The following is a 20,892-nucleotide window of genomic DNA, read 5'->3' as shown; positions in this document are numbered from 1 at the left end:
GGTGGATGCAATCGCCACCAAGTTTCTGCCATCGGGGACCAGTTTTCTTCAAAGAAAGCTTACCTGTTCCCAGGGAAAATGCATGAATAGACCACTTCTCGATATCCTTAAAGAATAAAAGAGAGCAGCGGTAGGACGACTGACAATGACCCTATGCGAATATCGCCCTGGTTTAGAGGGAATTCCCGCGACAGAATCAAGCATTAGTTACGTAAACGGTCAGGAAGGGATCTTAGAATACCGAGGCATTCGTATCGAAGAGTTAGCCCCAAAAAGTACCTTTTTAGAAACGGCCTATTTACTTATCTGGGGAGGCCTACCCACCAAGCAAGAACTGGATTTATTTAAGGATGAGATTCAACATCATCGCCGGTTGAAGTATCGCATCCGCGACATGATGAAGTGCTTTCCTGAGAGCGGCCATCCCATGGATGCATTACAGGCATGTGCAGCCGCCTTAGGGTTATTTTACTCCCGGCGAGCGTTAGAGGATCCGGCCTATATCCAGGCTGCCGTGGTCCGCTTATTAGCTAAAATCCCCACCATGGTGGCCGCATTTAAGCTGATTCGGAAGGGAAATGATCCGGTTCAGCCTCGGGATGATCTCGATTACGCAGCAAATTTTTTGTACATGCTGAATGAGGAGGTACCAGACCCCTTAGCAGCCCGAATTTTTGATGTATGTCTCACGCTGCATGCTGAGCACACGATCAACGCCTCTACATTTTCGGCAATGGTCACAGCCTCTACCCTCACTGACCCCTATGCTGTGGTGGCTTCAGCAGTGGGTACACTAGCTGGTCCCCTCCATGGCGGTGCGAACGAAGAAGTCGTCGCCATGCTTCAAACGATTGGTTCGGTGGATAATGTACGCCCCTTTGTAGATGATTGCATTGCCCGTAAAGCTAAGATTATGGGCTTTGGCCATCGGGTCTATAAAGTTAAGGATCCAAGGGCGGTTATCTTGCAAAAGCTGGCTGAGCAACTCTTTGAGAAGTTTGGCCAGGATGAATATTACGAAATTGCCTTAGAACTGGAAACAGCTGTCACGGAACGTCTAGGACAAAAGGGCGTATACCCAAATGTAGATTTCTATTCGGGACTGGTTTACCGAAAGTTGGGAATTCCGACTGACTTATTTACACCAATATTTGCGATCGCACGTGCCGCTGGATGGCTCGCCCACTGGAAAGAGCAGTTGGCTGAAAATCGAATTTTTCGACCAACACAAATTTATACTGGTCCTCACAACCAAGCATACATAAACGTGACAGAGCGTCTGCACCTTTGGGATAAAAAGGCTCAGTCTCCGTCAGCTGTGCGCAACGGATCCGTATAAATCGGTATTTTCCCCCTGTGATGGGCATCACCCCTCTTGTCAATACTGATAAATCCAACGAAACTGATATCAGTGACGATTTTCAGGAACTCCAGCCCCTCTTGATGCATATCAAGGGGGGTTTTTGTATACATCACCAGGAATGACTAATGTTTAATCTATAACCATGAGTAGTAATTCCTATTAGTACCAACTCAGTTATTTCACCTTTGAAGACATATTAAGCGTTAGAATCATTAGGGAAATTGGCCCTGAGGCCCTCCACTCCATCTATTTAAGTTGGGTATGAGTTCTGGAATTAACCTGCAAGAGAGCTTCATTCAAATACTGGTATCACTGGGAATACCCCCAGCTGTAGCTAAGCTGGTTTGGATGCCGCTGCCGATGTTACTAATTCTCATCGCTGCGACCGTCAGCATTTTTATTGCCGTTTGGCTAGAGCGAAAAATTTCAGCTGCGGCCCAGCAGCGAATTGGCCCTGAATATGTTGGTCCGCTGGGCGCACTGCAAGCAACAGCGGACGGCGTCAAACTTATATTCAAAGAAGATATTAATCCAGCCCAAGCAGACCCAATTTTATTTACTTTGGGTCCAGCCCTGGTCGTTATCCCTGTCTTTGTGTCTTACCTGGTTGTGCCCTTTGGGCAGAACATGGTGATTACCGATTTAGGTGTAGGCATCTTTCTATGGATTGCCCTTTCGAGTGTTACCCCCATCGGCTTACTGATGGCCGGGTATTCTTCAAACAATAAGTATTCTCTACTAGGAGGATTGCGAGCGACAGCCCAGTCAATTAGCTATGAAATTCCCTTAGCGCTAGCAGTCCTGGCTGTGGTGATGATGTCCAATAGCCTTAGCACCATCGACATTGTCAACCAGCAAGCAAGCTATGGCATTCTCAGCTGGAATATCTGGCGACAGCCTGTTGGTTTTATCCTTTTCTGGATTGCAGCCCTGGCAGAATGCGAACGCTTACCATTTGACTTACCAGAGGCAGAAGAAGAGATTGTAGCTGGCTACCAAACTGAATACACCGGTATGAAGTTTGGCCTATTTTATGTTGGCTCCTACGTTAATCTAGTCCTCTCAGCCATGTTGGTGTCAGTGCTATACCTGGGCGGATGGAGTTTTCCGATTCCTGTTGAAGTTATGGCTGATGGTTTAGGGATTAGTGAAACCACCCCTTGGCTACAGGTAATTACTGCCGCTTTAGGGATCATGATGACCCTAATTAAGGCTTATTTCTTAGTATTTCTCGCCGTACTTTTACGATGGACTGTGCCCCGCGTACGCATCGACCAGCTTCTAGATTTAGGCTGGAAATTTCTACTGCCAGTGGCCCTGGTTAATCTGCTACTAACAGCAGCGCTCAAGCTCGCATTTCCATTTGCGTTTGGAGGGTAAAACAATGCTCAACTTTCTAAAGCAGGTTGGTGACTACGCCAAAGAGACCGTCCAAGCCGCTAAGTATATCGGTCAAGGTCTATCAGTCACGTTTGACCATATGAAGCGTCGTCCTGTGACGGTGCAATATCCCTACGAAAAGCTAATTCCATCTGAACGCTATCGCGGTCGTATCCACTTTGAGTTTGATAAGTGCATCTCTTGCGAAGTTTGCGTCCGTGTTTGTCCAATCAATTTGCCTGTTGTTGACTGGACCTTCGATAAATCAACTAAGAAGAAGGTACTGGACCACTACAGCATTGATTTTGGCGTTTGTATCTTTTGCGGTAATTGTGTAGAGTATTGCCCTACCAACTGTCTCTCCATGACTGAGGAGTATGAGTTGGCCGCCTATGACCGCCACGAACTCAACTATGACAGCGTTGCTCTAGGTCGTTTGCCCTACAAAGTCACTGATGATCCCATGGTGACACCAATGCGTGAGCTGGCCTACCTACCCAAGGGTGTTATGGATCCCCATGAATTACCTGAAGGGTCTCGGCGCGCTGGTAAACTACCACAAGAGATCTTGGAAGAACTGGAAGCTTCTAAACCAGCGAAGACTGAGTAAGCAGCTGACTAAATAATTTGTCCAAAGATGTTAGGACAAATTATCCACCAGCCAAGCAAATAGCAGCCTAGATAACCGGAGTAGTAGTGAACTTAGCAGAAGGCGTACAATTTGTTTCCCTAGGCATCCTTGGTGCCTTGATGTTATTAGCAGCCCTGGGCGTAGTGCTGCTTAATAATATTGTTTATTCAGCATTTTTGCTGGGTCTGGTATTTATCAGCATTTCAGGCCTTTACATCTTGCTAAATGCAGGGTTTGTGGCGGCGGCTCAAGTCCTGGTTTATGTAGGTGCAGTCAATATCCTGATTCTGTTCGGGATTATGCTGGTAAATAAGCGGGAAGATTTTCAACCCGTGTCCAATGCTTGGCTTGGTAAAGCTGCAACAGGTGCTGTGTGCATCGGATTGTTTAGCTTACTGAGTTCCATGGTGCTATCCACATCCTGGCAGCTCTCTTCAGCAGCGCCAGCTGGTGAAGCATCCATTGAAATCATCGGTCAGCACTTTTTTAGTGACTTTTTGCTACCGTTCGAACTCGCCTCGGTACTACTATTGATGGCCTTGGTGGGAGCCATTATTCTGGCACGTCGTGAATATGTGCCGGATTATGAGCCTGCTGACGAGCCTAAAGTGCTAACGTTACCTGAACGTCCTCGTGAGTTAGTAGCTGCTGGCAGCGACACTCAGGACAGTTAGATTAAACCTGCGTCAAGTTATCCATAAGAAGAAGTTAGTTAATCCATGCAACTAGAGTACTTTTTGATTCTTGCCGCTGCGCTTTTTTGCGTAGGTATTTATGGGCTAGTCACAAGCCGAAACGTCATTCGAGTACTCATGTCGATTGAGTTAATGCTCAATGCCGTAAACCTGAATTTAATGGCATTTTCTAATTACCTGGACCCAGCTGAAATCAAGGGCCAGGTCTTTGCTGTCTTTGTGATTACGATTGCTGCGGCTGAAGCTGCTGTAGGTCTTGCCATTGTGCTGTCGATTTACCGCAACCGCGACACAGTCGATATGGAGCAATTCAATTTGCTGAAGTGGTAAGTTTACTTCTCAATTGAACTAAAAAGTGCCCAGCCATAATAATGGCTGGGCACTTTTTATGATTTATCTATAGCAATAAATCTATAGCAAGCTGCTGAATGCTATCTCCAAAGGGAGAGGCGGCTGCGCCAACACTTGCTTCAGTCTTCGTCATGCTATAAAGAGAGGCTACTATCCCAATAACGAGCGAGACAACCTCTCTTTATGTGGCGAGTAACGCTACTCTGGCCAGCCACTCTCAGATTGAGCTTTTACATAAGCCGCAACATCAGCGATCGCTTTATCGCTAATACGCCCTTGAAACGCGGGCATGGCACCTCTACCATTCGCAACCTGATAAACAATCGCCTCAACGTTATGCTCAAGGCGATAGTTAAACAAATACTGTTCTAGAGCCTCCTGCTTCAATGTTTGGGAGGATACGATAGCGTTGTTGCCTCCCGCATGGCACGTAGCACAGGTATTGGTAAACACTTTCTCCCCTGCAGCTACATCACCTACATAGGTATCGTCTGCAAAAGCAGGCATTGTCAAAACGATACTGGCAACGATCGCCAGAATTGCAGTCAAAATTGCTCTCATTCTGATTAGTTCTCTCAACAAATTAGACTGTCTTGGTAAAAGACCAGCGTATTAACCACTATAAATAGGGTCTTGGCCATGGCGATAGACAACATGGCACATCTTACGTTTTTGTAATGTCGGCCAGAAAAGGTGGGCAGTATTATCAAGATTCATCACTATTCAGCTTGCAAAATACCGACTAAGATTGACATTACTTGTGCCAAATCAGTGGGCACACGATAGATGTGTCCTGAGCAATTTTCTTGGTGAAGAGCCAAGAGTAACAGGGATGAAGAGCGGCTCTTTACCCTATAGCCCTAAAAGCATGACTGACACTAGCACTCTTTACCAATATCAATACAGAATCCAAATTTTTAGCTTTGATACTTCACTAGTCATTGGTTTTGACCCTCAATGAATGGCTGCAGCAAATGGGACATACCTACCTGCGGATTTACACTTTTTGTTCATCATTACCACTATGCGCTGAAGTATTTCGCGGTTGGATGATACGTCACAATCGCTGTGGTTGACTCTTCAGGATAAAGTTGCTCGCTTTCATCCATGGTCATGCCGATGCGGTCAGCGCCCAGTATTGCCAACTGCTTAGCCTGATCTGCCACATTAGGACAGGCCGGATAACCAAAGCTATAGCGACCTCCCTGATAGCGCTGAGCCAACATATCGCGGATGCTATCAGGCTCCTGCTCGCCATAGCCAAGCTCTTTACGGATGAGCGCATGGCACCATTCCGCCATGGCCTCAGCCACCTGGACGGCCAGGCCATGGAAATAGAGATAGTCGGTATATTTATCCTCTGCAAATAGTTGGCGGGCATAGTCTGCAGAAATCTGGCCCACAGTCACTGCCTGCATTGGGAAGACATCAAACTGATTCTGTTCTTTAGGTAAGAAGAAATCAGCAATGCACAAACGGCGCATGGACTTCTGCCGAGGAAACTCCCAGGTAAAGAGGGGTTCTGCATTGTTAGGGGTGAGTCCCTGCTCGATGACAGTAGGCTCGTAAACATGAACCGAATTGCCCTCAGCCGTGCAGGGAAAGTAACCATAGACGAGCTGAGGATGCAATAGGTTTTCTTCCTTCACCTTTTGCTTCCACTCTGCCAGGATGGGATGAACCCTATCCGTTAGAAACACATCATATTCTTCGCGTGTTTGATTTTTAGGTTTTCGAAACTGCCACTGACCCACAAATAATGCCTGTAAGTCAAGATGCCAATATAGTTCATCCATATCAAAGTCTTCAGGCTTGAGGATTTTTGTCCCCCAGAAGGGTGGAGTCGGACGAGAAATATTAATATCAACCGCTTCAGAGCGATTGATATCAATCACTTCAGGCTCTTTCTTTTTCTCTCTTTTATCAGCACCACCATTTAAATTAGCTTCTGCCTGTTCAATCGCCTTGCGCCCTTTCTGATTATATTGAGCGTAGTCACCTGTAAAACCCTCGGCATCTTGCCAGCACTCTTCTTTCTTCGCAGGCATGAGTCGATCCATAAAAGTAAGATCGGCAAATGCGTCTTTACCATATATGACCTGACCGTTGTAGGTATCTTGGCAATCACCATAAACAAATTTAGGCGTCAGGGCAGCACCCCCCAAAATCACAGGAGCCGAAATTTTCTTCTCATTAAATACAGCCAGGTTCTCTTTCATAAAGGCTGTGGATTTCACTAACAATCCACTCATGGCTATACAGTCTGGCTGATGTTCTTCATAGGCGGCAACAATGGCATCAACAGTTTGTTTAATGCCGAGATTGATGACCTTATAACCGTTGTTAGTAAGGATGATGTCCACTAGGTTTTTACCAATATCGTGTACATCTCCCCTGACTGTGGCAATCAGGAACTTACCTTTGCCACTATCATCTTGACCGTCTTCTTTTTCCATGAGTGGTTCTAGGAAAGCCACCGCTGCCTTCATGGTCTGAGCTGATTGCAGAACAAACGGTAACTGCATTTGGCCAGATCCAAAGAGTTCACCCACAACTTTCATGCCGTCGAGCAAAAAAGTGTTAATGATCTGCAATGGCTCATAGGGAGTATCTAAAGCAATCTGTAATGCCTCTTCAAGGCCAATGCGCTCACCATCAATAATGTGTTGTTTCAGGCGTTCTTCGATGGGCAAATCAGCAAGGGATGCGGACGAGCGGGCATCTTTGGTGGTGACCCCTTCAAATAGGGTTGTTAGCTCTCCAAGGGGATCGTATGTGCAAATTTCACCATCGAATTCTCGGTTGTCATAGATGAGATCTTTACAGATTTTCTGATGCTCTGGGTCAATTTTAATCAGAGGCAAAATCTTGGCAGCTGAGACAATAGCGCCATCCATACCGACCTGCATAGCCTCATGTAAAAACACTGAGTTTAAGGTGATACGAGCTGCCGGGTTCAGGCCAAAGGAGATATTGGAAACTCCGAGCATGAAGTGAACGCCAGGAAGCGTTTCTTTGATTTGTTTGATCGCCTCAATCGTGGCTTTTGCGTTTTCTCGATCTTCTTCAATACCAGTGGAAATCGGCAGTGCTAGGGTATCAAAAAACAACTCATGGGGTGGCAGGCCGTATTCGAGAGCATCATGATAAGCACGCTGCGCAATTTGGGACTTTTTCTCAGCAGTACGGGCCATGCCATCTTCGTCAATACAGCCAACAACAACACCCGCACCGTAGGTTTTGGCTAATTCTAGAACCTTGAAAAATCTCTCGTCACCGTCTTCATAGTTTGTGGAATTGAGGATGCACTTACCCCCTGCAACTTTTAGCCCTGCTTCCATTTTGGTCCACTCGGTGGAGTCTAGCATGAGGGGCAAGGTGACATTAGTCACAAGACGAGACACAATTTCGTGCATATCCGCTTCGCCATTGCGACCCACGTAGTCTACGTTGACGTCGAGGATATGGGCACCTTCTTTAACCTGGCGTTTTGCGATCGCAATCAACCCATCCCAATCATCCTCGTTCAATAGTTCCCGCACCTTACGGGAACCACTCGCATTCAACCGTTCGCCCACAATCAAGAACGAATTATCCTGCTCATAGGGTTGCGCCCCATAAATCGAAGCCGCCGCAGGTGAATAGTTCAAGGCGGGGCGCATAATCTTCTCGCCCCCTGCCCCAAGAGAAGCTAGGGAAGATCCCATCGCTCCATTTAAGTACGGGGACAAGCGAATGTCTCGGTCTTTTGGAGACAACTCCTGGGAAATCTCCGCCAGTGCAGCAATGTGGTCAGGACGTGTACCACAACAACCACCAATCACCTGTACACCAAAATCTTCTACAAACCGATGTAGCGCCATCCGCAGTTCCATCGGGGTGAGTTTATAGTGGGCATGGCCACCGATATTTTCTGGTAGACCCGCATTTGGCACACAGGAAACCACAAAGGGAGAGGTTTCTGATAAATACTTAATGTGCTCCGTCATCAGGTCTGGGCCTGTAGCACAGTTCAGCCCCAAAATATCAATAGGGTAGGGCTCCAGAATACTGACCACTGCTGTAATATCAGAGCCCACCAGCATTGTTCCAGTGGTCTCCATGGTCACCGACACCATCAGCGGTAACCGGGCACCTTTCTTTTCAAACACAGCCTCAATCGCATTCAGGGCTGCTTTGATCTGCAACACATCCTGACAAGTCTCGACGATAAATAGATCTACACCACCGTCGTATAGGCCCTCTGCCTGAACAGTAAATGCCTCAAGTAGCTCATCGTAGGTAATGTGTCCCAATGTGGGCAATTTTGTACCTGGCCCCATGGAACCGGCTACAAAGCGAGGTTTCTCAGGTGTCGAAAACTCAGCCGTACAGGCCTTGGCTAATTCTGCCGCCACTTTGTTCAGGTCGTAGGCTTTATCCTGCAATCCGTACTCTGCCAGGACAAACGTACTACCTCCAAAGGTGTCCGTTTCGATCACATCTGCCCCTGAAGCTAAGAAGTCACGATGGACCTTTGCCACCGCCTCAGGCTTGGTGACGACCAAATATTCATTGCAGCCCTCATACTCCAAACCACCAAAGTCATCGGCGGTTAATTCCTGGACCTGCAGATTGGTTCCCATAGCCCCATCAAAGACAAGTACGGGCCGTGCAGGGCTATGCAGACGTTCGAGGAAAGCACTATTCATAGATGTCAAAGCAGTTGAACAAAGCGGAGACTATACCCATTATTATCGGTTTTATTGATGAATAGATTGGCAGTAAAGTAGAACCCAACGCAATCTGGTGCATTGGTATGACATTATCGATTGACAGACGGGGCACAGGACTGCTGCCGAATACCCTCCGAGGGGTCCATCACATTGCCCTGAACGTCAAAGACATGGCTGCATCCCGTCATTTTTATGGTTCAATCCTAGGGCTACATGAGCTCACAGGCGATGAGGTGCCTGAGACCCTGGTAACACTTGTTGCCCAGGGTAAAGTGGCTAACTTTCGTCTACCCGATGGCACTATCCTGGATCTCTTCGGTGAACCGGACTTAGAACCTCCCAATCCGGATCCAACTCAGCAATTTACTCGGGCCAATCATATGGCATTTGATATCGCCCCTGAGCTGTTTAATCAAGCCGTTGAGCTGCTCCAACAGAATCAGGTCGCGATCGACCATGGCCCTGTGAGTAGACCCACTGGGCGCGGCATTTATTTTTACGACCCAGATGGTTTTTTATTGGAAATTCGCTGCGATCCTAAATAGGGTGACGCTTCGGCTCTAGGCTGCCAACTACCAGGCACCGCCCAGGCTAAGGTCATGGCTCTGATTGCCATAAAAGAGGCCATAGCTAGCCATAGGCAATGGGGACTGTTCTGCCAATAGGCGATTAACGCCCATGGTAGAAAGCCACAGAACGTTGCCAAAACAGTGGACTTTCGCAGAATAGTGCCAGAGGTTAGGCCTAAAAAATAGCCGTCTAACATAAAGGCAATGGCTCCAAAGCCATACACGGGCAGCAGCCAAATAACATAGTGATTTAGTTGGGCTAATACGGTTTGGTGATCGGTCAGCAGACCAAAGAGAACTTGAGGAAAGGTGATGAATGCGATCGCAATTCCCACCCCCAATCCCACACTGATACCGCTCCCAATCTTAGCCAAAGCCCTGAGTTCAGACGATTTTCCCTGACCATGAAACTGGCCAGCATAGGCCTCAGTTGCAAACGCAATCCCATCTAGAAAGTAGGTGACGAGCATGAGCGACTGTAGCAGCAGCGTATTGACTGCAAGGGTATCCGTACCCATCACTCCGCTGAGATTTGTAAACAGGCTAAAACTCACCAGCAATGCCCAGGTACGCACCATAATGTCGCGATTTAGGCGAAATAAAGCTGATATAGCATGACGACTCCATAGACTCAGACGCTGCTGCCGAATTTGAGCCCAGGGTAATGACCGCAATAGCACTATGCCACCCACCAGCAGCATGGCGTACTGACTCAAAGCCGTGGCCAGCCCAGCCCCATGACTCTCCCAACCCAAACGAACAATCATCCAATAGTCGAGCAGGATATTAGCCCCATTACCCACCACAGCCAGGGCTAAAACTCGCCGCCCCTGGCCCAACCCCAGCAACCAACCCAGCAACACATAGTTCATGAGCACCGCTGGTGCCCCCCAGATGCGCCCCTGGTAAAAGGCCAAACCAGCATCCAGCACATCCGCATCGGCCTGGAGAATAGCAAACCCTAACACCCGCAGTGGAGTTTGCAAAAGCAGAATCAACAAGCCCATGGTTAAGGCCACCATCAGCGCCCTTAGACCCACACGCCATTGCTCTGTGCGATCACCTCGCCCCGCCGATTGAGCAATGAGGCCAGTGGTGCCCATGCGCAAAAAGCCAAAACTCCAGTAGATAACGTTAAACAGCACCGTTGCCAGGGCCACACCCGCTAGATGGCGAATGTCGGCCAAGTGTCCGAGAAATGCAGTGTCGATCAACCCGGCGAGGGGGACCATCAGATTCGATGTGATGTTGGCGATCGCAAGTTTGCTAAAGCCCCCTAACCAAAAAGGTTTTCCCAACTTTCAATACCCCCACTCATATCAACAATTATTGGTTAAGTAGAAACTCTAGTCCCGACTCTGGGTAAGTTTTAGTAAACGCATGCAGATACGGGGTTAAGAGACATGATTATGAACCGATTTGCTCTGCTCCTTCTGAGCACATTTGCTTTCTTCGGTAGTACTACGGTCGCGGGCATGGCTCAATCCGTTGCCACCACCGAAGCTGAAACATTTGAAGAAGAAACGCTCTTTCAAGATACTGACGCCGAGGCTCCAGCTGAAGTCCAACCAGCGTTTATAGAGCCTGTTTTACCAGAAGAAGATATTCTCCCAGATCAGGAAGCTGCTGAGGACGAACCAGCGGCAGAAGAGCCCGTCACTGAAAATTACCTAGACCGCTTTAATGAAGGATTAGAAGACTACCAAGATGGCAATGATGAGGCCGCCATCGAAGAGTTCAACGCAGCTATCAATCTAAAACCTGATTTTGCACCTTCCTATCTATTTCGGGGTGCTGCCTTCGCCCGCTTAGAAAATACAGAAGCTGCCCTCAATGACTATAACCAGGCGATCTCAATTGATGCTAATTACAGCACAGCCTATCTCAATCGCGGCATCCTTTACTACGACCTGGGCCGTACGGATCTGGCAACTACAGATTTTGAGCGCACGATTGCAACAGATCCTGAATCGGCCAATGCTTACATTTATCTTGGCCTGATCGCGTCTGAACAAGGGAATCAGCAAATTGCTTTGGAATACCTAAATGACGCGGTTCGACTCGATCCCAGCAATGCATCGGCTTACTTCCATCGAGGCTTAGTTTTCAAAGCACTGAACAGTCCAGAAAGTGCCATTAGTGATTTCACGCAATCCATTGAGCTGGATGATAATAACGCAGCCACCTTCATCAATCGCGGTGCTACCTACTACACCATTGGTGACACCAGAGAAGCACTACAGGATTTCAACGAAGCCATCGACATTGATGAAGACAATGTCGAAGCATACTACAACCGCAGCTTCGCCCTCATTTCTGAGGCTCGCCCCCAAGCAGCAGTTGCAGATCTCAATCAAGTGCTGACCTTAGAACCTGGCAATGCTGATGCTTACCTGGTTCGTGGGCAAGTTTTTGCATCATCAAATAATACAGCAGATGCCATTAACGACTTTTCGAAGGTATTAGCACTGTCTCCTGACTCTGCTGAAGCCTACTATAGAAGAGGTAATGCATATTTAGAGGCTGGAGAGCAACAGGCTGCCATTAGCGACTATACAGCAGCTCTGGCTCTGGAGCCTGAGCATGCACCTTCCTATAAGTATCGTGGTGACGCCTTTGCTGATTTAGGTGATAGCTTTAGCGCCTTGAGCGATTACAGCACTGCTATCAATCTGAATAGTGCCTATTGGAGTGCCTATGCTAGCCGTGGGCGCATGCATTATGACTCAGGCGACTACCAGAGCGCATACACTGACTTCTCAGCAGTTATTGCAGCGAATGTCTTAGACGCAGATGTGTTTTATTACCGTGGCATTACCAATGCTCGGATGGGTAACAGACGTGCGGCAGTTACTGACCTAGAGAAAGCAGGCAGCCTTTACCTGACCAATAATGAAGCCAACCGCTATCGGCTAGTGTTAGATGCCTTAAACAAACTATAGAAACCATAGGCAAAATCATTGTCGGGAGGTTCCATGGAACCTCCCGACAATGATTAATCAATTCTGCACCCAAATGAATTCGACTTATCCTAAAAGGGATATTTCACGACATTCTATGGTTCGGCAGCTGATTGGTATTTTCATTTGTCTCTGCTTGCAGTTTCTTCTGCTTGCACCTCCAGCCTTAGCCTCGGTACATGTGTATCACGAGCGCCCTGGCCAAACCACATTGCGATCGCAACAAAGCCTTCGCGATCGCAACGACCACTCATGGCAGGCGATTTTGTTCAAGCGCTATCGTCCCGATGGTTTAGACGGCCTATATTTGCGTCTGGTGGGCTTCCCTGGTGTTGCCGATGTCGACCCCAAAAAACCGTTGACCATCAACACGGGCACTGCCTTGGAGTGGCAGGCCACCCCTAAGCTTGATCCGCCGACACCCGCTTTACCCGACAACACCAATCAGTACGATTTCACCCCTGTAATGGACAACTTGCAAAAGGCAATTCCGTTAACCTTAGCGGTGCCGTTACAGGGAAAAGCTCCTAGCGAAATAATTGTGCCGCCCTATGCAGTTAAAGAATGGCGGGAATTGGCGGCGCAAACAATCGAATAAACCGGAGGGTGAGCAATGCCCATCTTCCGGTTTATTCTTCACCGGCATGGTAGGAACTGCGCACCAATGGACCGGAGCGAACCTGGGAAAAGCCCAGGTCATGGGCAATTGTGCCCAAGTGGTCAAATTCATCGGGGGTCCAATAGCGTTGAACGGGTAAATGAGCTAGGGATGGGCGCATGTATTGGCCGAGGGTGATGCGATCGCAGCCCACAGCTCGCAAATCCTTCATCGCCTGTACCAGCTCATCTTCGGTTTCGCCATGGCCCAGCATAAGACCAGACTTAGTGGGAATAGACGCATCCAGTTCCTTCACATAACGCAGAACCTCTAGCGATCGACGATACTTAGCACCCCGTCGCACCGGATCCTGCAAACGCTCGACAGTTTCCACATTGTGATTAAAGCAAGCGGGCCTAGCGTCCACAACCATCGCTAGCCGTTGCCGCTGATTCTCAGCAGAGTTAGGCCCACCCCAAAAGTCAGGTGTTAGCAACTCAATTTGGGTATCTGGGCTCACTGAACGAATAGCCGTCATAGTTGCCACAAACCAGCCCGCACCTTGGTCAGGCAAATCATCCCGCGCCACCGATGTCAGCACCACATATTTGAGACCTAGTAATTTAATCGATTCGGCCACTTTTTGAGGCTCTTCAGGGTCGAGGGGCATGGGAGCATGACCTTTATCAACCTGACAAAATGCACAGGAACGAGTGCATGTAGGCCCCATTAACAAAAATGAGGCTGTTTTATTTGCGTAGCACTCACTGCGATTAGGACATCGCCCCTCCTCACAAATCGTATGGATCTGTCTCTGTTTAATAATTTTTTGAACCGTCGACAGTTCGCTAGCCCGACCGATTGGTCGCCTTAACCAATCAGGCATCTGAACAATCTCAGGCCTAGCAGTACCGCTGGAACGCATTTGAGATAAACTTTCCATGACACAATCAGCTTGTCTAAGTAGACTTGGGTATCCTCGGCATTACGTGAGCATAGACACGATGGTGACTTAATAGCAGCGTTCTATAGCCTTTTTGATCCTATATGATTCTTAGAAACTAGTCAGGATCAGACTTACATCGTTGCCGACCTGGGCAACATTGCTTTATACCGTTGCTGAGTCAGAAGCGTATCAGCAACGTCCCCTACCTAAACTGTAGCTATCTATTTATTAGGAGTTAGTCGTGGCAGCAAGTCATAAGATTTTAGTTATCGATGATAGCAGAGTGATCCGCATGCGCGTCCGGGATATGTTGCCCCAGGGCAACTTCGAGGTGATTGAAGCCACTGATGGCGTTGAAGGGTTAGAAGCCATTCGCAACCAAAAGCCTAACCTGATCATGCTCGATTTCTTACTGCCACGGATGAGTGGATGGGAAGTATTCCAAGAAATCCAAGCTTCTCCAGAGCTACAAAAGATCCCCCTCGTACTGATGTCAGGGCGTCGGGAAGAAGTTACCGAAAAAATTCAAGGCCCTTTCGAATATTTTGAATTTATTCAGAAGCCTTTTGAGCAAAAAGAACTCATTGAAGCCATCAAAGCTTCCATGGTAAAAGCGCGTAAGGTACGCCCAATAAGTACTGCCGCTGCTGCGCCTGCCGCCGCTGCCGCTGCCAGTGGCGAAAGTGCTGCTGAAATCGCTGCATTGAAACAGCAGGTCGCCACCCTACAAAAGGAAGTCGCTACGCTCAAAAATCAGACTGCCAAGATTTTGGCCTTCATCAAGCAGAAGCTTCGGTAAAAAACATGCCACCTGGCCAAGTGGGCGATACCTGCCCTAACCTAAAGCCTGGCGTCCTTCTAACGCTCGGGCTAGGGTTACTTCATCTGCATATTCCAAATCGCCCCCCATGGGCAAACCAAAGGCGATACGAGTCACTTTCGTAAATGGCTTGAGCAACTGTCCCACATACAGCGTTGTGGTATCTCCCTCAATGCTAGGGCTGATGGCCAAAATCACTTCTCCAATATCGTCTTTGTTGACCCGGTGTACCAGTTGACCAATGTTTAGCTGCTCTGGACCAATGCCATCCATCGGTGAAATGAGACCGCCCAGCACATGGTATTTGCCCTTAAATTCTCTGGTGCGCTCAATGGCAATGACATCGCGGGAATCTGCCACAACACAAAGAGTCTGATTGTCCCGACGTGTAGAGCGACAGATGTCACACACGGGGTCCGCCGATAGATGAAAGCAAATTGAGCACTGACCCACCTGCTGTTTGGCATCTATCAGTGCCTGGGCCAGGGCTCGGACTTCGGCTTCAGGGCGTTTAAGAATATGCAACGCCAGACGCTGGGCAGTTTTAGGCCCCACACCTGGCAATCGCTGAAATTCTTCAATTAATTTAGCTAACGGACGGGTATAGATAGACCTAGCTCCTTTTTGGTTTTGTTTTCTGCTTTGGGGTATCAATTTAGGCCATGGAGGTAGGCTTATGGAAAACATGACGCTGTCACCCCAAAGAGTTATTCTTCGGTTGTATTGATAACGTCTTCCGACTCAGCCACCTCTTCACTCTTACCGCGCACTGGGGGCAGTTTTTCCACCAGGCCCATGGTGAATGCAACATCTGGTAAGTCCCCAGTAATGTATTTACCGGGTTCAAAGACACGACCTGGGGTAAAGCAAATTTGCCGCAATTCCACTAGCTCAGTTGCCTCAAACATTGCCCGTGATAGTCGACGTTCTAGAGCCATAATTCCTCCTAAATCATCGGCGTTTATGTCTTCAAGTTAGCAGTAGCTATTCGTCAATTTGCCAAAGTTCTTGGGTATAGGCTTCGTCTAGAACTTTCTTGGGTCGTACGATAACGATGACTCGACCCAATAGGGGCATACCAGGGTCTGTATCAAACCAGCGTATAGCTAGCTGACCACTATCGTCACTGACCAGAAAATAGCTGCTATCATCCCAAGCTTGCTGTTGGCGATCCACAAGGATCAATACTGTCTCTGAGACCGTACTATCGGCCTGATTGGGCAGTTCATTGAAAGGCATGAGGAATGCGATCGCATCCTGCGCTGTCAACACCACCTGCCACCCTGGCACCGGCACCCACACCTGTTCACCCGCAGATTTCACCACACCAAACGCACCTTCTGGTTCCATCTTGGGCACAGCCTGAAAAACATCAGCTGACATCGGCCACTGCCCGACCATTGGCACCACAAAGGGCACATCAGTATCTGTCTCTATGCGAAATAGAGGTAGTCGAGGTGCAGTCTTAGCCTTGACTACCGCAAAATCAGTGAGTAGTTTCTCAATGGCTTCACGAGCACCCAAACTGTGGGCAAACCGTAACCCCTGTGCAATCAACCGTGATCGAGCCTGCAAATCAGACGTCTGCCGAGCAAACCCCCAGTAGGAAAATGCCACCGCATCTCCTGGATGATTGGTAAAACCAGGTGGCAGGTCATGACGGTAAGAAAACTCCTTCAGGGCCTTAGCCACATCACGCACTTGCTCAGAATCTAGCCCCTGGTCATAGATAAACTGAACCGCCTGAGCTCGATCATCCTTAGATAAAATCCGCAGTTCATAGAGCGAGTCACTCCCTCGGGCAGTGAAGTGCTCTAGCACGGGTTCTGCAACAGCACCGCCAAGAATGGACTGATATACCTGCCCCGCCACCATAATTTGATTCTGCTGAATTGGCTCAAATCCAGTCCCTTCAAAAATCGCTTGGGGCGACATGCCAGACTTCTGTAAAGTCTGGCAAGCCATTGCCCAGTCAACCCAATTGCCTTGCTTACGCCGCAATTGCAGAATTAGAGCTTCCGTATCAGCAGAGGATGAATTAGGAGCAGGGGTGGTCATCGTAGTCGTTAGACGAAAAGTGTCTCTCGACTTTATCGCGGATAGCTAACCACAACACAAGAGTCACTAATTTTTTTTACGGTACATAATGGGTTTACTTTTACTCAATTAAGCTTTCACTACAGTAAAGTGTCCACCTTGTCGCTCAGTAATCGCAAAACACTCATCAAAACAGCATTATTGCCAGAGGATCCAAAGCCAGAATCTCTGCTTAGTGCGTCAAAATCGAAACACAAGTAACAAAAGACAAACATTAACATTTAGATTAGCAAGAGAAGCATCAACCAACCCATCAATCCAAAAACAAATGTAGTGAAATTATTATGGGTCTCAGAAGTCTGCTCTTTCTGAGACTTACAATCAACACATTGATATAGATCAGGGCCTATTTTCACCAAAGACGTTTTTGAACATTTTGGACAAGTATAAACAATGTCAGAAATGTCAGAAATCATCAGTACTTTCTCTTTCATAAATGCCACCTGATTGAGACAACTATTAAAATGAACAGAATTTTTCTCAGCCGTCCTGAGATAGTTCAACCAGCAAGGTATGACTCTGGCGACTTGTAACACGGACTTTCTGACCAGGATGAATAGTCATATTGCTATTGGATAAAGCTGACCACCAGGAACCATTGAGCCTAACCCGACCTCGCTTGCAGGGGGTAATCTCAGTATCTGCCGTACCAACACCTTCTAAGTAGCTGTTTGTAGGAGAAGGGTGAGATTGTCGCAACCTTTTAAACCACGTTTCTAAAAGAACCTTAATAAGAAGATTCAGTACTACGATTTCTCGATGTGACAAAGGAGTCGCATCACATCGGTATTCTTTTGTTAAGGAGAGCATAATTCGAGCCTGATCAATCGATAACAGTTGACAGCACAAAAAGGAATAACTGCTCTAGCCACTTAAATTTTCGACACGATTTAAGATCTGACAACAAACAGTCTGAACAAATACACTCTTATGCGGCTATATGAAATGTTCAGACTTCAGGAACTCATTTAGGATTAGCATGGCACATCGCCTGATTACTTAGCGATCAACTATTCCGCTTACATACTTACATACCTAAGCAGAGATCCTGAAAAGCATTCAGACGCCATCAATTGGCGAATATCTATCATGTCTTTGTTCAACATGGGTCAGTAGAACGTTTCCGGCATAATTATTTGACAAAAAAAGGAATCCTCTGAACTGGAGGCATCACAATAAAGTTAGACTTCCATCTAAGATTTTCAGCCTTAAGAAGGAAGTCACTTTATCTCGTAGAGGGAGGTGCTATAACCGAAGATAGCCATGTTGGTTCCTGAATATGCTTTCAATACCACGCTCTTATCTTGAGTTCATTGCCAACCAAAACCATCTCACAGAATTACAAAAAGAAGCTTTTGTAGAACGCTTAGCAGACATTGAGCTGTCAGACTTAGTGGTCGCTAAGATCTTAAACATATCGAGAGAAAGATACAGTTCTCGAATGACAAAGGTTTATAAGAAATTCAATATCTCTTCTGGAAATACTCCTGGAAAATCAAAGTTACTTTTCTTTAAAGTTCTGGATATGTATCAAAATGCATATCCTTCTGACAAGCAAGTCTATGAAATAGTCAACAATGCGATCGAAATTCTAGTACAGGAAATCCAGAGCAAAACCCGAGCACTCATCAATGAGAAATGTGGATTCATGCAAATTCTTGACATGAGCAAACCCATTGAAGTGGAAGACATTTTTACAGAGGTCAAGATTACCAAACAAATCTTATCCAAAAGACGTATAGAACTATCAGACTTAGTAAAAATAGTTCAACAGCGTCATCAAACTAATGACCTCAAATTCAACATCTCCAGATTATTTGAAGGTGTCAAATTTTCAGGGCTTGAGCTCGTTGAAAATTACTCGAAACTTATTCTACTTGGAAGACCAGGAGCTGGAAAAACAACCTTCTTAAAATATGTTGCTGTCTTTGCGAATAAATCAGAAATACTACCTGGTTATGTTCCAATATTTATTTCTTTAAAGGATTTTCAGAACCAAGATCACCAAATAGGCTTAAAAGAGTATATAGAGAATGAGTTACTTAGTTGTGAAGTCAACAAAGAAAGTTTTGAACTACTTTTAAGAGAGGCAAAAATTCTATTTTTATTTGATGGACTAGACGAAGTTCGAAAAGAAAATTTTAACCGAGTCATCAGACTAATCAAGGAAATATCACAGACATATAGCAAAAATAGATTTATAATTACATGTCGCTTGGCTGCAAGTGAATATAAATTTGAAAACTTTCTGGAGGCTGAAGTTTGCGAATTCACCAAAGAGCAGATCAGTATGTTTTCAAAAAACTGGTTTGCCACAAAAAAATCTCCTCAAAAAACAGAGAAGTTCATTAACCGAATTAGCAAAGACGAAGAGATTAGTGAGCTGGCGACCAATCCTTTACTGCTAACCTTACTATGCATGGTTTTTGAGGATTCAGAGGAATTCCCCAAAAATCAGGCTGAATTATATCAAGAAGGTCTCGATGTCTTATTGAGGAAATGGGATGTTAGCAGAGCGGTAGAACGGCCTGAAACTTACAGAAAGCTGTCTAAGAACAAGAAAGAAGATTTACTTAGCAAAATAGCATATGCCACTTTTGAAAAAGATGAAGGATTATTCAAAAGAAGAACAATCGATTATCAAATTAGAGAATATATTTATAATTTACCACGCTCCATTAGTTCACCTGAAGATGTAGAGCTAGATTGCAATTCTGTATTAGATTCCATGATTGCTCAGCATGGTTTGATTACTGAGGTAGCAAAAGATATATTTTCATTCTCCCACAGAACATTTCATGAGTATTTTGTCAGTCTTAAAATCGTTAAGACATTGGATCCTGAAGAACAAAAAAAGGTCCTAGAATCACTGGCTATTCATATTACTGATTACAGATGGCAAGAGGTATTTTCGCTTGTCTCATGTATGCTCCCTAATGCAGACTATTTGATTAGACTTATAAAGCATGAAATTGACAAAATAGTTCAAGAAAACAAGAAGATAGATTCATTTCTTGATTGGCTAAATGAAAAGTCTTCTTCAGTTAAAAGCAGTAAGAGTATTGGCAATCTAAAAGCTATCAGCCAAGTCTTTTATTTTAATTTAGTGATAAGAAAGAGAACGATCAAAACACAAACAGAAAGCGAAGATTTTATTCTAGATTCAGAGTTAGTCACCACATTGAATGTTAGTACATCTATGCACAATACTCCCCTAAAAGAAGCTGATACCCTTTTAAAGTGGCACAAAGATATCTTGTCACTAATGCGTCAATGTATTGAACACAATGCAAGTGCAGAACTAAAAGAGGAGTTAATTAAATTAAAGGAAAAACTTCCTAGCAAAACTGTAGACTCTCGTGAATGGTGGGCTCACAATGGTTTAGATTGGAGCACTAAATTTAGAGATGTAATCATACAGTATCGAAATATAGGCCATGACTGGGGTTTTGTAGAAAGTGAAATAAAAGCCCTTAAGGAATACTATGATGTTAATAAGTTATTATCTATCTGTCTTCATGGAGACTGTTATGTGAGCCGTGAAGTTCGTCAAGAGATTAATGCCAGCACCCTTCTACCTATTGAGAAATATGAAGATGGATAGCCGGTTATTTAGGTGTGATGCCCTTTGACCTTGACCAGGCTACATAACCCAAAATCGAAAGCGCAATCGCAGATTTGGCATGCATATTCCCCATTATCAATCGCCTGTATTGTACTGGGTGATTCAGAACCCTTCATTAATGCACCCTTGAGTGATATGTATT

Annotated in this window: 18 protein-coding genes; 10 read left to right on the top strand and 8 right to left on the bottom strand. The window is 46.2% G+C overall.

Annotated elements, in window-relative coordinates; genetic code table 11:
- Nucleotides 1–145: 145 nt before the first annotated feature.
- The 5 genes from U2F10_RS25690 (at nucleotide 146) to nuoK (ending at nucleotide 4,399) form a co-directional block, all read left to right on the top strand.
- Nucleotides 146–1,339, top strand: coding sequence for a citrate synthase (locus tag U2F10_RS25690; protein ID WP_163661231.1), 1,194 nt, complete (start codon nucleotides 146–148; stop codon nucleotides 1,337–1,339).
- 285 nt (nucleotides 1,340–1,624) lie between these two features.
- Nucleotides 1,625–2,743 (top strand): NADH-quinone oxidoreductase subunit NuoH, encoded by a 1,119-nt coding sequence (gene nuoH / locus U2F10_RS25685; RefSeq protein ID WP_163661233.1) that lies wholly within the window; start codon nucleotides 1,625–1,627, stop codon nucleotides 2,741–2,743.
- A 4-nt stretch (nucleotides 2,744–2,747) separates the two neighbouring features.
- Nucleotides 2,748–3,353 carry an NAD(P)H-quinone oxidoreductase subunit I gene (ndhI, locus tag U2F10_RS25680; RefSeq protein WP_163661235.1) on the top strand — a complete coding sequence of 202 codons (606 nt, stop codon included), beginning with the start codon at nucleotides 2,748–2,750 and terminating at the stop codon, nucleotides 3,351–3,353.
- An 86-nt stretch (nucleotides 3,354–3,439) separates the two neighbouring features.
- Nucleotides 3,440–4,048, top strand: a complete 609-nt coding sequence (locus tag U2F10_RS25675; RefSeq protein ID WP_163661237.1) for an NADH-quinone oxidoreductase subunit J — start codon at nucleotides 3,440–3,442, stop codon at nucleotides 4,046–4,048.
- A gap of 45 nt (nucleotides 4,049–4,093) precedes the next feature.
- Complete coding sequence (gene nuoK, locus U2F10_RS25670) at nucleotides 4,094–4,399, top strand: NADH-quinone oxidoreductase subunit NuoK (RefSeq protein WP_006517218.1); 306 nt, start codon at nucleotides 4,094–4,096, stop codon at nucleotides 4,397–4,399.
- Between the two features lie 219 nt (nucleotides 4,400–4,618).
- Here the strand turns inward: nuoK and U2F10_RS25665 are convergent, their stop codons facing one another.
- Both U2F10_RS25665 and metH read right to left on the bottom strand, forming a co-directional pair.
- Nucleotides 4,619–4,981 carry a c-type cytochrome gene (locus tag U2F10_RS25665; protein ID WP_006517217.1) on the bottom strand — a complete coding sequence of 121 codons (363 nt, stop codon included), beginning with the start codon at nucleotides 4,979–4,981 and terminating at the stop codon, nucleotides 4,619–4,621.
- A gap of 461 nt (nucleotides 4,982–5,442) precedes the next feature.
- Entirely contained in the window at nucleotides 5,443–9,111 is a 3,669-nt protein-coding gene (gene metH, locus U2F10_RS25660) for a methionine synthase (RefSeq protein ID WP_499873672.1), read from the bottom strand.
- 107 nt (nucleotides 9,112–9,218) lie between these two features.
- Here metH and U2F10_RS25655 point away from each other — a divergent pair, with 107 nt between their 5' ends.
- The gene (locus U2F10_RS25655; protein ID WP_163661241.1) at nucleotides 9,219–9,680 is read left to right on the top strand and encodes a VOC family protein; all 462 of its coding nucleotides are present in this window, start codon (nucleotides 9,219–9,221) and stop codon (nucleotides 9,678–9,680) included.
- Here U2F10_RS25655 and U2F10_RS25650 read toward each other — a convergent pair.
- A complete protein-coding gene (locus U2F10_RS25650; RefSeq protein WP_499873671.1) occupies nucleotides 9,632–11,002 on the bottom strand; it encodes an MATE family efflux transporter in 1,371 nt (456 codons plus the stop codon). The genes U2F10_RS25655 and U2F10_RS25650 overlap by 49 nt on opposite strands.
- Before the next feature lie 111 nt (nucleotides 11,003–11,113).
- On the opposite strand from U2F10_RS25650, the gene U2F10_RS25645 reads away from it, so the two are divergent.
- Both U2F10_RS25645 and U2F10_RS25640 read left to right on the top strand, forming a co-directional pair.
- The gene (locus U2F10_RS25645) at nucleotides 11,114–12,646 is read left to right on the top strand and encodes a tetratricopeptide repeat protein (protein ID WP_163661245.1); all 1,533 of its coding nucleotides are present in this window, start codon (nucleotides 11,114–11,116) and stop codon (nucleotides 12,644–12,646) included.
- A 115-nt stretch (nucleotides 12,647–12,761) separates the two neighbouring features.
- Nucleotides 12,762–13,262 (top strand): DUF3122 domain-containing protein, encoded by a 501-nt coding sequence (locus U2F10_RS25640; RefSeq protein ID WP_499057116.1) that lies wholly within the window; start codon nucleotides 12,762–12,764, stop codon nucleotides 13,260–13,262.
- Nucleotides 13,263–13,293: 31 nt separating this feature from the next.
- On the opposite strand, the gene lipA is transcribed toward U2F10_RS25640, so the two are convergent.
- Complete coding sequence (gene lipA / locus U2F10_RS25635; protein ID WP_499057117.1) at nucleotides 13,294–14,205, bottom strand: lipoyl synthase; 912 nt, start codon at nucleotides 14,203–14,205, stop codon at nucleotides 13,294–13,296.
- Between the two features lie 295 nt (nucleotides 14,206–14,500).
- Between lipA and U2F10_RS25630 the strand changes: the two genes are divergently transcribed.
- A complete protein-coding gene (locus U2F10_RS25630; protein ID WP_250564831.1) occupies nucleotides 14,501–15,007 on the top strand; it encodes a response regulator in 507 nt (168 codons plus the stop codon).
- Nucleotides 15,008–15,043: 36 nt separating this feature from the next.
- Here U2F10_RS25630 and recR read toward each other — a convergent pair whose 3' ends face one another.
- The 4 genes from recR to U2F10_RS25610 form a co-directional block, all read right to left on the bottom strand.
- Nucleotides 15,044–15,715, bottom strand: a complete 672-nt coding sequence (gene recR / locus U2F10_RS25625; protein ID WP_499057119.1) for a recombination mediator RecR — start codon at nucleotides 15,713–15,715, stop codon at nucleotides 15,044–15,046.
- A 20-nt stretch (nucleotides 15,716–15,735) separates the two neighbouring features.
- A complete protein-coding gene (locus U2F10_RS25620) occupies nucleotides 15,736–15,966 on the bottom strand; it encodes a hypothetical protein (RefSeq protein ID WP_006517207.1) in 231 nt (76 codons plus the stop codon).
- Nucleotides 15,967–16,012: 46 nt separating this feature from the next.
- Nucleotides 16,013–17,086: a RuBisCO accumulation factor 1 gene (locus tag U2F10_RS25615; protein WP_499873670.1), complete on the bottom strand. Its 1,074-nt coding sequence runs from the start codon at nucleotides 17,084–17,086 to the stop codon at nucleotides 16,013–16,015.
- A 519-nt stretch (nucleotides 17,087–17,605) separates the two neighbouring features.
- Nucleotides 17,606–17,935, bottom strand: coding sequence for an NfeD family protein (locus tag U2F10_RS25610; RefSeq protein ID WP_163661255.1), 330 nt, complete (start codon nucleotides 17,933–17,935; stop codon nucleotides 17,606–17,608).
- A gap of 469 nt (nucleotides 17,936–18,404) precedes the next feature.
- Between U2F10_RS25610 and U2F10_RS25605 the strand changes: the two genes are divergently transcribed.
- The gene (locus U2F10_RS25605) at nucleotides 18,405–20,729 is read left to right on the top strand and encodes an NACHT domain-containing protein (protein ID WP_499873669.1); all 2,325 of its coding nucleotides are present in this window, start codon (nucleotides 18,405–18,407) and stop codon (nucleotides 20,727–20,729) included.
- Nucleotides 20,730–20,892 lie beyond the last annotated feature (163 nt).

This window comes from Leptothoe sp. EHU-05/26/07-4 (assembly GCF_043421015.1).
Taxonomy (GTDB): Bacteria; Cyanobacteriota; Cyanobacteriia; order Phormidesmidales; family Phormidesmidaceae; genus Leptothoe; species Leptothoe turfae.
Note: the sequence above shows the minus strand (reverse complement) of the source record. Positions and strands in the feature narration are given on the sequence as shown.